The organism is Pelomonas parva, assembly GCF_043555835.1.
GTDB classification, from domain to species: domain Bacteria; phylum Pseudomonadota; class Gammaproteobacteria; order Burkholderiales; family Burkholderiaceae_C; genus Pelomonas; species Pelomonas parva.
Map to the genome: position 1 here is coordinate 730,621 of NZ_JBIGHV010000001.1, position 13,190 is coordinate 743,810.

The window sequence follows — 13,190 nt, forward strand, 5'->3', positions numbered from 1 at the left end:
GGGGGCATGCCTGATTCAGGGGCTTGCACCCCAATTTGCGCACTGTCGGAATCAGGACGACCGACAGTGGATCGATACGCGAAACTGAAAACACTGCCGTCGGTGCGGCTTGATCAGTCCGAACGCTTCATCTGCGCGTTGAATTCTTATCTGTAAAAGAATGCTTCAAGGGCGGCGAACCACTGAATCGCAGCTAAACGTGCTGCCCCCCCACGTTTGAAGTCGACCAATACCCTGTAGAAACCCTTGCTCTTGCCTCAACGAATGCTTCATGAATGAGCAGGCGTCAAAGTAGAGCCTGCTCGAGCCGCTGATCCCGGCTTTCGTGACCGACCGCTGGCCAGACATGAAGGCCTAAAAATTAGCCCGAACTGCCTGCCCGGCGCAGACCCGCACTGACCTGACTCAAAAGCAGGACTCCCTCGTCGCTCAGTGGGTCGAGTACGGCGAGTACGGCAACACCAGCGAGTACGTGCGCGAACTGATTCGAAAGGCCCAGCGTGAGCAACGGGTCCAGCGACTGCGCGCCCTGGTCGAGGACGGCCTTACCAGGGGAACAGCAACGCCGTACACGCGCGGCGACTGGGCTGAACCGAACGGCATCGCCGACGGTCAAGGCCAGTGAAGCTAGCAAGGCTGGCGCCGGCGGCCAAGCAAGACCGCCGCGATAAGGTTCTGTATTACTGCAACGAAGCCGAGTCGACGGTGGCGATGAAGCTGGTCGCCGCCATGAAGCAGGCGCTGCATGCGCTTGAGCAGCCGCCTGGGATGAGCTCACTGGCCATCGCACAGGAACTCGACATCGATGGACTGTGTGCTTGGCGCCTGGACGGCTTCCCTCTGTCGTTTTGGTACTTTGAGCGCGTAGATCACGTGTTCGTTGTCCGCCTGGTTGGGCAGCCACAAGACCCCGAACACATCGAAGTCATGAACAACTGAGCCCGTCCATTGGCTTTGCGCTTTGCCACTCGCTTGCGGGCATCCCCAAACCTGATTCTGCGAACAGCAGTTCCTGGCCGCCGGCCAGGTCGGGCGGCAGCAATCGCTGCCTATGTGCAGGTCGCAACTATGCGCACGACGAAGCCGTGACAGCGCAAGTTGCCCTATGAAAGCCGCACGATACGCGCTGCAGATTCTGCGCATATTTGTCGGTGACATGCGTCCGCGAACTGCACGGTTCCCGCTGCGACTGCGGTCCTAGCGAGTTCGATGGCTGACCTCGCCTCGAACTAGACACTGGCCTTGGGTCTATCGGCTGGGCCGTTGGATACTGGCACTCGCGCGATTTGGGTCGACGATGCATCGTTGCCGGGTCGAGGACGGGCGCGAAATGCGACAACCAGCCATCGTCATCACTCGCTGCTCCGCATCGCCGCATGCTCGCGAAGACTATGTCAAGGTTTGGCCGCCCGTGCCTCCTTGGAGGCCGCGCATATCCTGGACATCAGAGGATCGCCCCGCCCGTCATCTGCGCATAGTTGCGACCTGCGCATAGGCAGCGCTATGGAAAGCTCTCCATAACGCTGCAAAGCAGATCGCCGCCACGCCGAGGTCCGCTCCAGGCTGGCTGCTGCCGCACCGATCTGTGAGTCGTGTAGCAGCAATGTGCCCAAAGCCGAAAGTCCAGATCGACGGTGATGGACAGCCCTGCAGCGAAAGCTAACCCCCGATGTCATCAATGGAACGGCCGCTAGCACTGAGCGGACGCTGGCGAAGCGCTACATCGTGGGGCCGCAATCTGCTCCTTCTTGAGCAGGTTTCGTGTGCGGGCCAAGGACTGTGGACGGAGCTGATACTCGGCCAGAATGTCGTATGCCTAGCCCGCCCGCCGCCAATCTAACCGTGTCGTTGACCGGTCCTGCAGACAGCATACCTGCCGCCCTGCCGGTTATGACTCGGGAACAAGTGCTGCCATTCGGCCAGCTCACCTGGGAGAATTTTGAACGGCTGTGCCATAGGCTAATCAGTCTGGACGCAGAGGTGGAACACGCTGCGCGCTACGGAAGATCTGGTGACGCACAACAAGGCCTCGACGTATACGCCCGTCAGGCCAACGGTCGATATCACTGCCTCCAAGCGAAGCGTCACAAATCCTTCAGCGCCGGGCAAATTGGTGACGCGGTTGATCTGTTCATGTTGGGTAGCTGGGCGTCTCGTTCGGAACGCTTCACGATCGCCGTTCAAGCCTCACTCCGAGCGACGGACGTTCAAGACGAAATTGAGCGGCAAGCAGCGAAGCTTGCCCAGCAGGGAATTGTCTTTGTTGCGCTTGACGGTGAAGAGCTCACTAGCTGCCTGCGAGATCACCCGCTTCTCATTGACGACTTCTTCGGCCGGCCGTGGGTAGCCGCTGTTCTCGGTGCGGAGGCGGCGGAGGCCCTCAAGACTCGGCTTGACGGCGGAGCGTTCGCCAGGGCTCGTAGCCAGCTCGCTGCCGTCTACGAAACTCACTTTCATTTTGTTGATCCCGGCAGCTTTGGTTCAGTCGTCGACACCGATGGTCGCCCTGCGCTGACGCTTTTGGAGCGGTACCTCGCGCCCGATGTTCTCGTTCACGAGAAATCCTCGCTCACCGCAGCCGCAAACGACCAACGCAACGCTGCGAGAGACGCGGCCGGATCCGAAGCTTCCCAAGAACACTCCAGAGAAGGCTGGGCAAGAACAATCCCGAAGGAAAGCAGTCGAACTCGCCGCATCCCTTTAATTCAATGGGCAGCGAATTCACAACGATTGGTGGTACTCGGCGACGCCGGCAGCGGCAAGAGCACTTTGCTTCGAGTCATTGCGCTTGATATCTTGCATAGCCAGTCACTCTTCCCAGAGTTCGCCTCGCAATGGGGGCGGCATCTACCTGTCTACATACCCTTTGCTCGCTGGTCAGCCCAAGCAGCGCGCGAAGGCGGCATAGTCGGGGTTAAAGAAATTGTTCGGCGCACCATTGAACAACTGCTGACCGAATCCCTGGCCAATCTGATAAATCAGGCCATCGATGATCATCGAGTTCTCCTACTCATCGATGGTCTTGATGAGTGGAGCAGTGAACAGGCCGCAAGAACAACGCTTAGTGCGCTCGTCACTTCGGTGGAGGCTCACGGCATACCAGCTATCGTGTCTGGCCGCCCGCGCGGTCTAGATCGCATTGGCGCGCTGCCGGCGACTTGGAAGCGGGCCAAGATCGCACCGCTCTCGGAGTTTCAGCAAGGCGCCATCGCATCGCGCTGGTTTGCACGCTTCTCGAGTTCCACCACTGGCGAAATCGCGCCTTCAGACTCCAGTCTACGAACTAGCCGATTCATGGCAGAGTTGTCTCGCGATGCGAGTCTCGGCGAATTGGCGTCCACCCCGTTACTCCTGGTCGGCCTGGTGACGCTGGCTCTTCGAGGGCAGATCCTGCCGCGTACGCGCGGTGAGGTTTACAACCAGTTGGTGCGCGTTCTCTTGGAAGTTCACCCGAACAACCGTGCCACTGCATCGGGAGACACAGAATCTCGATTTCGTCATGCAAGTGAAGACCAGCGCCGAGCAGCAATTGCTCGACTGGCATACGAGGTTTGGCGGCACGCTGGAGGTGCTGGTATCGCGCTGTCCGACGCTCGCGACACGTTGCATTCATATCTCGCGTCACCGAAAGGCTTCGAACTCGACTACACAACCGCGACTAATGCGGCCTCCGAAATCCTGTCCGTAAATTCCGAAACGCAAGGCCTTATCGTCGAGAAGTCACCAGGCGAAGTAGGGTTTGTGCACGCAAGCTTTGAGGAGTACCTCGCAGCCGAGCATATCGGGGGGTGGCCGTTTGCTGAAATTGAGGAGTTTGTGCGTTCCCATGCCGGACAGAGTCGATGGCGCAATGTTGTCGCCAATCTTCTGAGCTATGTGCAGAGGCGCGATGAGTTTGATCGTCTCGTAGCCATCATTGAGGAACCCGCCAGTGATGAGCCGTCTTGGCTGAACAAGCAGGCATTGCTTGGCGATGTTGCATTCGGCGTGGCTGCTCGCGCCGTGTCTACCGCGAAGCGATTGTCGACGGTCGTAATGCAAAGCGTGGAGGCTCTCGATTGGATGCCGGCTCGGCGCGAGGCATTGGCTTCAGTGCTGAAGGGGCTCAACGATCCAGCTCTCAGAATCGCTGTGGAGCGTCGGCTTTCCAGGTGGCTGCCCAATCGTCTTTCATGGAGACAGTCGCTGGTCGATGCGCTTGGGCATTGGGAGGCAACACCCGAGCTTCGGGATACGCTGTTTCGAGCCCTGCATGACGAAGACCGCGGGGTGCAACGTGCTGCAGCGAACGCCTACGCTCGGGCGTTTTCTGAATCTGAGTCGGCACTGCAGCATTTGATTCAAAGCCTCGCCGTTTCGCGCGACCACCGGTCGAGCGTCGCAATGTTGGAAGCAGTTGCATTGGGCTGGCCAAGTACTCAACAGTCGATCGACTTGTTTCAACTGGCCTGGGATACCCGTGAGCATGAATTACGTCTTGTAGGGGCGATGGGCCTTTCGGCACAAGGCATGAGCACCCCAGCTATGCGCGATGCTGCCATGCGTGCTCAAAGCAATTGGTCGGCGGTATCTTACGAATATCGATCGATAGCGATCTGGATGCTTCGGCGCTATTGGCCAAATGATCCCGAATTGATCAAGAGCGCAGTCGACCGAATGACCGGAAGATACGACAGCGTATGGGAGTACGACGCCGCCGCCTCTTATCTGATGGCTTGTGACATTGCGAATGTGGACTTGCGCAAATGGGTTCTTGCCGAATTCACCCGTCAGCATCCGTTCAATTTTCACTTCAGCGAAGACACTGCTTGGCAAAAGATTGGGCAATTCGCCGCCTCAGACGAGGACATCCGAAAGGCTGCCAATGCCTACTGGCAGAACCCTGAAAACAGAATAATTGGCATGCGCCACCTAGTGGGATATGTCACTCACGTTTGCGATTCTGAAATAGCAGCCGTCCTACGTGAGGTTCTCCAGGAGGAAGAGCATGGATTTAATCGATTCTGGGCTCTTCACGCCATGCTCACGGGATGGGGCCGTGAGCATCCCGAGGTGCGTCAGTCGATTGACATGCTCATGGACGAATCAGACGAACAGCTCCTTGAATTGGCTTCGCTCATGCCAGCCATATATCGAGATAAGAAACTGGCGCGCGAGCGCCTTCTTAGTATGGCCGATCATCCGAAGATACGGTTTGACCTGCTGACAGACGGATTCTCCGAATGCGGCTGCACTGGTGCAGACGATCAAGTTGTACAAAAACTCCTCAAGGCTCCGCTACGCAAGGGTCTGTTCTCACCCACATCTGCGATCATCGAACTGTTTAGCCAGCACCCTGACGTTCGATCCTTGGCAGAACGCGGCATGCAAGGGGACGACCCTCCTCTCGCGTCGATTGCTTCGGCCTACCGCGACGATCCAGACCTCGCCGAAGCTCTTTTCGCAGCAGCAGTACCGCTGCCCTTGGGGCTTCGCACACAGGTGATTGAGTACTCGGCGGGAGGCGCTCCAGGCACGACACTAGATGCGGCGCTTGGAATGGCATTGCAAGAGTGCGACTCCGAACTTAGGGTTCGCATGTCTATCTTGCGGTACCGAGCCATAGCTAAGGATCATCGTGAAGCTGCCATCCAAGAGTTGCTTCAAAAGTCTGTTGCGGTCGGCCCTGATTTTGAGGCCGTTCGCGGTGCTGCACTAGCAGGGCTAATTGCAATTGGCGCTGTTGACGAGTTGGTCAACATGCAAGACCGAGAAAAGCCGATAGGTCTCTATACGGGCAATGTGTTGCACCAAATGCCATCGCTCTATCGGTTGATCTGCGAGCAGTACGGCGAGATTGAATCAAAGTTCGGAGACAGCTTAACCGACAGGCTGGAACGCTCCGGGCAGGGCACCAAGCTCGGATCCATTCTTTCGACCGCTCCCAGCGCGTCCCCGGCAGCGAAGGCTGCGTTTTTGAAGCTGGCCGACGCGGGGAAGCTCCCACTCGATGCGCAGGCGTTGCACTCGCTGGCAGCGGAGCGGCCACGCAGCCAAACACTCCTGAACTATTGCTGGCAAGTTCTGGAGTCGCGGGACGAGAACAACTCCACTGCCACTCTCAATGCTGAGGTCGCGGAAATCCTTCGCTCCCAGTTCCCTGATGAAAATGGCATACACAGGAGGCTCGTGGCTCTACATAGCAACGGGCATGACGCCGCTTCATCCATTGCTCTGGTCATCTATTCGCCCCTGGCTGAAGAACTTGGTGAGCTTGCTACAAATGTGCGACATAGGAATTTCGCGGACTGGGCTGTAGCGGTACGTCTTTCGGCTGCGCGCGATAACAGCGAGTCTTTCGTCAAACTTCTTGAGCGCATGGCAACGCGTGAACATCCAACTCAGTTCGACGCCCAGGACTGCATCAACCGCGCCGTCTATGAGCGACTTCAACACGACTCCGAGCTTGTGGAACTCCTCGCCGCGCGGCTGAGAAAGGACGTCAATGGCAGCATCAGCGGTACATTCGCGCGTTACCTCACTTCTGCAGCAAAGCTCGATGCAGCATCAAGAGCGAGGGCTCTTGATCTGCTGCAATCACTGGCTGCTGAGCAGCGATTGGTCGTAGTCTCGTTTGACGCTGTTGCAGGAAGGTATCGTGCCTTGCGCGCCACTCTGCTTGACGCGGTGGCGGCCGGGGTGGACTTGACTTGACAACGATCAACCTTCGGCATCGCAGATGTCGTTAGCTAGTCCGCAATCGGTTGGCATGAACCTGCAGCGACACGCAGACTGAGCCGTTCAGGCCCGACCGATTCGGAGAGGTCGCGCGCAAAGACTGGTTTAGAAAGTTGCTGCCGCTCAGGCGCATATCGATGAACGACTCATGTCAGCCTGGACCGTAGTTCGACCGAGGTCTGCTTTGGGCACGAAGCAGCCGCCGACTCCATGACGACGGTCAGGAATGTGCCAAAAGAGGAAGGTCGAGATTGGCCGCGATAGACGGCGCCGTGGCGGGTGCCGTCGCTCGCGTCACGGACCACTCTCTTGAAGAAAGGCAGCTGGCCAGCTTTCGATAAAGGGAGGGTGCAGCGCGCCAGAGCATGAATGCCCCGATTTGCCCTGGGGGTTCGGGCTGCTGCAACACTCAAACCATGCAATCTGATCGCCTCTCTCGACCGTTCGTTGGACAGACATTGCAGTTGCTCACGCGATCGGCAACTCGACCGGCATTCACCCCGTGCATCCGCAGGCAGCATGTTGTGCTGCTCGCAGCCTGCTACTTCGCAGCACCCAGCGCGGCCCAACGGGGAGCAGCGGCCGTGGACTGGCAGCGTGTCGACAACTTCAGCATCGCGCGGACCGAAACCACGGTGGCGCAGTTCAGCCGCTTCGTCGCCGCAACGAAGACCGTGACCCAGGCAGAACGGGACGGCGGCGGCCTGGTCTACGAAGCCGGCTTCGTCAAGAAACCCGGCTGGACATGGCGCACCCCGTTCGGCAAACCTGCTGCGGACGATGAACCTGCCGTGCATGTGAATTTCAGTGAAGCGCAGGCCTTCTGCCGCTGGGCCGGTGGCAGCCTGCCGACCGACGCGCAATGGGTTTCCGCCGCCTACACCGAACAGCGTTCCCAGCCCGCGCCGGGTTTCATCGCCGGCCGCACCTACGCCTACCCCACAGGCGACACACCGGCCGGTGCCCAATGCCTGGACGACTGCGGCCCCGCAGCGCGCGACCGCGGCGTGGCCCAGGGCGCACGCTTGTCGCGTGGCCACGGCCATGCACGTGTCACCTCTACCCCGCCTGCCGTCAACGGCCTGCACGACATGGGCGCCAACGCATGGGAATGGGTCGACGAACCAGCCGGCTCCACCGGCAACACGCCGCGTCGCACACGGGGTGGTTCATGGTGGTACGGCCAGGGGCCCATGCGCGCCGATCAGCCGCAGGAAAAACAGGCCGACATGGCGGTCGTCTACATCGGCTTCCGGTGTGCACGCAACCTTTGACAGCACCGGTTCCGAAAAAGGAGTGCCCTTGTCCTGCGACAGTTCTGTTCTCGCGTCGACCCCGGCGGCCCAAGCTGGCCTGCGGCGTCGCCTGATGTTGGCGGCGCCGTTTTGCTCTAGCCTGCTGGCTTTGCCCCGCATGGCTGCAGCCACACCTGCAGCAGTGCCCGCAACGGCTTCTGCAACCGCCATCTTGCGGCCGCTGCGACTGGGCACTTCGACGCCGGGCGGGGGGTTCTCCCAGTACGGTGAACTCTTGCAGGCCGTACTGAACCGGCGCCAGGGCCGGGACTTGCTGCAGGCACTGCCCACCCGCGGCACGGTCGAGAACCTCGACCTCCTGCAACGCGGCGAACTGGACATGGCCCTGATCCAGGGCACATCCGCCGACGAAGTGCTGCAAAAAGGGACTGCGGGCGGCCTGTGCATCCTGTACGCGATGTACCCGAGCCCCGGCATGCTGGCCGTGCCCAGGGCTTCGGCCGCGAGGCGGCTCGAAGACCTGGCCGGGCAGCCCGTCGTCTTCGGCGTGCGGACCAGCGGGCTCGTCACGCTGGCACGCCAAGTCTTTGCGGGCATCGGGCTGGACATCGACCGTGACTTCAAGGCCATCTATGTCGAACGCGCCGCCGATTCACCCCGCATTGTGCTGAGTGGTGAAGCTGGCGGGCTTTGGGGCGCGGGCGAGGGCTGGCCCGGGTTCGTGCAGGTGGCACAGTCGCCGGGCGGGGCGCGCTTCATCGGGCCTTCGCCAGCACAGATCCCTCGCATCATCGCCCGCTACCCGCTGCTGAAAGGCATGGAGGTCCCGGCCCAGGCCTACGCCGGCATCGAGTCGCCGTTGCCCACGGTCGGATCAGTGAACCTGATTCTGGCCCGCGCAGACCTGGACGACGCCCGCGCCGAAGCCTTCGTCAAGGCCATGCAGCAGGCGGGGCCGGAACTGACGGCCGCCCTGCCGCAGGCGGGCTTCAGTACGCTGGCCAACACCCTGGCGAGTGCACCTTCGCCCGAGCTTCTGCACCGCGTACTGAGCGCCACAAGGCCGGCCGAAGTCGGCCGTCCCCCACAGGGATCAAGCAAAGTGGCAAAGCCACGTTTGCTTGAAAGAGGCTGAGCGTTTTTCGAGGGCGACGGCGGGGCCGTGATGCCCATTCAACGTTTCGGCTCGACCGCCAGAAGGTCCAAAGACCGGTGCTAGCGGACGCGGTCGCAGGGTCGCCAAAACTGGGCGGCAGCAGCCAGCCTGCAGCGGGCGACTGCGTCCATATCTGTATGGGTCACGCAGCAGGCATTTGATCCAGAACTTCCAGTCACGGCTTGCTTACCAACTCCATCGCGGCCCTCCCGCGCTCGCGGACCGCAGGCACTCTCCTTCACGCTGCGCGCGAACGGCCTGCTTGGCGAACAGGCCGGCCCTGATCAACTGCGCTGCGCGCTGACCCGGCCTGATCGCCACCCCGAGCGCCCGCCAAGCCCGAGGCCGGGCCGCTCTTGAAGTGTTCGCCACGGCTCGACCGTCGCGCCAGTCGCTTCGCTTCGTGTCACGCCGGCCGCAGAGCCGCCGTGGCTCGTGGCGTTTGGGCTCCTCCGCTGCACGCGCTGCGCCAGGCAAGCTGTCACATCACCTGCTTGGCTGCGTCGCCCGTGATGAGGCAGCCTGTGCGCCGGTCGTCCCACCGCGCTCCCCCCACAACCCCCGTCCCCTTGTGAGGGGGACTTGTGGGGGGATCTTCTAGCGGTGGGCCGGGAAGCCGGCGCACTGCTTCGGCTGCTGTTTTGAACATCCATCCCCAACCCCTTCCCGCCGGAAGGGGCCCTGCCCACCCCCCGCCCGCCCGTGGGCGGGAGCGAGGAGTCCGAGCAAGAGGATCAGCGTTCAGGACTTCAATCCGGAGCCCGGCTGGCCTCTCCTAGGAGATCTCGCCATGCATTCTGCGACCCGTACGACCCTGGCCACCCGCTTTGGTGGCCGCACCACCCAGGTCATCCGCAGCGCCGAGCCGCTCAGCGAAGACCAGATGCGCGCGGCGGCGCCGTCCATCTTTGCGCTGGGCAAGCACGTCAGCCGCTCCGACCGCTACACCTACATCCCGACCATCGACGTCCTGCGCGGCCTGCGCAGGGAGGGTTTTGAGCCCTTCATGGTGGCCCAGGGTGCCAGCCGCATCGAGGGCAAGGTCGAGTTCACCAAACACATGATCCGCATGCGCCACGCTGGCCAGGTCCAGGCCAAGCCCGAGGCCAACGAGATCATCCTCATCAACAGCCATGACGGCGCCAGCTCGTACCAGATGCTCGCTGGGATGCTGAGGTTCGTTTGCTGTAACGGTCTGGTCGTCGGCGACGTGGTCGAAGACATCCGCATCCCTCACAAGGGCAACATTCAGGGCGAGGTCATCGAAGGCGCCTTCCGGGTGCTGGATCAGTTCAGCACTGTCGAAGAACACGCCGAAGGCATGAAGGCCTTGCAGCTGAAACCCGGCGAGCAGACGGCATTCGCCACGGCAGCCCTGGCCTTGCGCTTCGGCGAGCGGACCGAGGGCCAGCCGCCCGCGCCGGTGACGGCCGAGCAGCTGATCCATGCGCGGCGGTTCGAGGACACCGGCCACAGCCTGTGGACCACCTTCCAGCGGGTTCAAGAGAACGTCATCCGGGGCGGGCAGCCAGGCCGCAGCGCCCAAGGCAAGCGCATGCAGACCCGACCCGTGCAGAGCATCGACCGGGGCGTGAGCCTCAACCGGGCTCTCTGGATGCTGGCCGAGGAGATGCGCAAGCTGAAGGCTTGAGCCTCTCCCTCTGCAACCCTGTGCTGGATTCACCCCTCGAATCCAGCGTGAGCACAACCGGCGCGCGGCCCGAGCATGCAGCCAGGCCGGCGCCAACCTCCAGCCAGGAGAACCTCATGGCCACATCAACACTGGACATCATGGCCCGCTGCGCGGCACGCTCGCAGAGGGCAACCTCGCAGGCCGAACGGGCATTCGCACGACTTCTGAGAATCGCCGAGCAGGGCGACTCGGGACAGACGCGCCGCGTGGCGGCATTCATTGCCGGCACGTTCAATGGGCGGACGTTCCCGTTCGATCTGTTCGAGCTGCGCGCCGTAGACGTCGGCATCAGCGACGACATGCTGTGCTGCCTGGATGCGCTGCGATGGGCCCGGGCGGATCTTTACATGCTGGTGCCGAACGGCGAAGCACGGGTGCGCGAAATCGTTCGGCGCTTGCGTCAGGCGAGCTGACCAGATCGCAGCCGGCCGCACAAAAGAAAAGCCCCGGGCACTGCCACGGGGCTGCAACCGGCAGGGCCGGCCTGCTCAGGGAGGAAAAGCAGGGGCTCAGTGAAGAGCCGCCTGCAGTGTGCCAGCCCTTGCTAAAGCGGAGCTGGGGCGGCCCTGATGGCCGCTGTGCTCGTTAGGACTCTGGAGAAGCCGATGCTGCGTCAGTCGCCTTCTTGCGCCCTGGACGCTTAGCGGCGACTTTCTTCGGCGCTGCCGCAGGGGCAGCCTTCTTGGCTGCGGGCTTGCGACCCGGCTTGGCGGCCTTGGCAGGCTTCGGCGCAGCGCCGACAAGGAACTCTTCGAGAGACCTGCCAGCCTCCAGCGCCTCGCGGATCCAGGCCGGGCGCTTGCCCATGCCGCCCCAGGTGTTGCCCGAGCCGTCGACGTATTTCGGCGGCCTGTCGCCCTTGGTCTTGATCTTGCCCTTGGTCGCACGGCCACTGCCAGTCGAGGTGCTGCTCGCCGGGCCGAACAGGTCGTCGGCGGTCAGGCCGTGTTGCGCCATTTCCTTGCGAATACGGACAACGGCGGCCGAGCGAACGGCGTCGACCTGTTTCTGGAGTTTCTCAATCTGGCTTTGGATCTGCGTCAGGGACTTGGCCACGTAATGCTCCGGGTGAATAACGCGAGCAGTCTAGCCAGGAATGCTGAAAGCGTTGAGTTTCAGAATACCAACTGCGGCGGCGCGTCACTCACCAAACCCTCGAACAGCAGCGACTGCAAGTCCAGGGCATCAAAGCACGCATCGAGTTCTGGCAGCACGCCGCGAGCCAGGCGATTCGTTGCGAGTGTTTGGGCCAGTGCAACCTTTTCGCCGGTGCTGCTGGCCTGCGCAATGAGTTGTTTGTAGTCGGTCGGATCGGCCGCCAGCGCTTTGAGGGATCGGTCCGTGCCCCGAAGGAGCGCGTAGATCTCGTTGTAGCGGAGGCAGGCCGCAAGCCGTGGCTCGACGGCCTTGGACGCCTTGCAGTACGCGAGCAATGTCTCAAACACCCGTTCTACAGGTCCGTCGTCGTTGACCTGGTTGAAGAGCAGCCGCACACGATTGGCAGGAACGCCAATGCGGGCCAACTCGGCCAGCGTGGCCGCAGAGTCCTGCTGCTGCTTGCGAGCCGGCACGGTCGGCACGATGTAGCCGTCGAAGTCGAGGTGGCTGCCTTGGTAGCGTTGCATGAGCTGGAGCAGCTCTTCGACGTTGCTGGCGCCGATGTCGACCACAACATTCGAGGCGGTCTGCAGGAACTCCTGCAGTTCGGCGAACTGTCGGCCGCGTACGGTTTTGCCTTGCGCGTCGTCGGCGTTGATGCTTTCCACTGCGATGACCTCGCAGCGGGGGATGCGCGGCGCCAACAGGTGGCGGGCGATGGTGCTCTTCCCGACGTTGCCGGAAAAGTTGATGACAGCGAGTTTCATGGGATCTCCTGGGACTTGAGTAGAGGGTTGCTGGGGTTGGCGCTGAAGAAGGCCTCAGCCACGTCTCGGCCGCGAATGCCGCCTGGCCGGTCGTGCGGTGGTGGTCGGGGCGCGGGCGCGTGTGACTGCAGCGACGCTGAGGGGGCCAAAGGTGGGGGCGGCGGCCCTGGCGCTGGATGCAGTGCGCTGCCGACCTCGCGCGTGCGCAGTCGCTGCACTTCCCGGCGCAGCGCGCTGGTGCTGGCCACGACGCCGACATCAAGCAGCGCTTCTCGAATGGCCTCGTAGGTGTAGCCGGCGCCGCGCAGATCTGCGATGTCGAAGGCGTACGCTGCAGCCTTACGGTCGACGCGGCCAGGCGGGCGTTTGGGGTGCAGTTTCATGCAGCGCTCTGGACTGGTGAGCTACCAATCTAGGTGCGCTGGGCGTCGGCGAGCGAGCTGGATTCATGGCGGAAAACCAGCGCGTTCGCGGCAAAACCGCGGCGCCTGGCTGCCGGATCG

General features: G+C 62.0%; 10 protein-coding genes. 7 read left to right on the plus strand and 3 right to left on the minus strand.

Translation table 11 applies throughout. The features are described from left to right. Positions 1-400 precede the first annotated feature (400 nt). From ACG00Y_RS03015 to ACG00Y_RS03045, 7 genes are all read left to right on the plus strand, one after another. The gene (locus ACG00Y_RS03015; RefSeq protein WP_394476188.1) at positions 401-625 is read left to right on the plus strand and encodes a type II toxin-antitoxin system ParD family antitoxin; all 225 of its coding nucleotides are present in this window, start codon (positions 401-403) and stop codon (positions 623-625) included. Positions 626-711: 86 nt separating this feature from the next. Beyond that, positions 712-939, plus strand: coding sequence for a hypothetical protein (locus tag ACG00Y_RS03020; protein WP_394475837.1), 228 nt, complete (start codon positions 712-714; stop codon positions 937-939). 873 nt (positions 940-1,812) lie between these two features. After that, positions 1,813-6,693 carry an NACHT domain-containing protein gene (locus ACG00Y_RS03025; RefSeq protein ID WP_394475839.1) on the plus strand — a complete coding sequence of 1,627 codons (4,881 nt, stop codon included), beginning with the start codon at positions 1,813-1,815 and terminating at the stop codon, positions 6,691-6,693. Positions 6,694-7,133: 440 nt separating this feature from the next. After that, positions 7,134-7,991 carry a formylglycine-generating enzyme family protein gene (locus tag ACG00Y_RS03030; protein WP_419964748.1) on the plus strand — a complete coding sequence of 286 codons (858 nt, stop codon included), beginning with the start codon at positions 7,134-7,136 and terminating at the stop codon, positions 7,989-7,991. A gap of 139 nt (positions 7,992-8,130) precedes the next feature. After that, on the plus strand, positions 8,131-9,108 hold the full coding sequence (locus tag ACG00Y_RS03035) for a TAXI family TRAP transporter solute-binding subunit (protein ID WP_394475843.1): 978 nt from the start codon (positions 8,131-8,133) through the stop codon (positions 9,106-9,108). An 811-nt stretch (positions 9,109-9,919) separates the two neighbouring features. Beyond that, complete coding sequence (locus tag ACG00Y_RS03040; RefSeq protein ID WP_394475845.1) at positions 9,920-10,780, plus strand: DUF932 domain-containing protein; 861 nt, start codon at positions 9,920-9,922, stop codon at positions 10,778-10,780. A gap of 116 nt (positions 10,781-10,896) precedes the next feature. After that, positions 10,897-11,235, plus strand: a complete 339-nt coding sequence (locus ACG00Y_RS03045; protein ID WP_394475847.1) for a DUF7673 family protein — start codon at positions 10,897-10,899, stop codon at positions 11,233-11,235. A gap of 172 nt (positions 11,236-11,407) precedes the next feature. On the opposite strand, the gene ACG00Y_RS03050 is transcribed toward ACG00Y_RS03045, so the two are convergent. From ACG00Y_RS03050 to ACG00Y_RS03060, 3 genes are read right to left on the minus strand one after another with little or no spacing between them, the layout of a single operon-like run. After that, a complete protein-coding gene (locus tag ACG00Y_RS03050; RefSeq protein ID WP_394475849.1) occupies positions 11,408-11,878 on the minus strand; it encodes an H-NS histone family protein in 471 nt (156 codons plus the stop codon). 59 nt (positions 11,879-11,937) lie between these two features. Next, complete coding sequence (gene stbB / locus ACG00Y_RS03055; RefSeq protein ID WP_394475850.1) at positions 11,938-12,687, minus strand: StbB family protein; 750 nt, start codon at positions 12,685-12,687, stop codon at positions 11,938-11,940. Next, positions 12,684-13,070 (minus strand): hypothetical protein, encoded by a 387-nt coding sequence (locus tag ACG00Y_RS03060; RefSeq protein ID WP_394475852.1) that lies wholly within the window; start codon positions 13,068-13,070, stop codon positions 12,684-12,686. Before ACG00Y_RS03060 ends, stbB begins: the two co-directional genes overlap by 4 nt. Between the last annotated feature and the right edge of the window lie 120 nt (positions 13,071-13,190).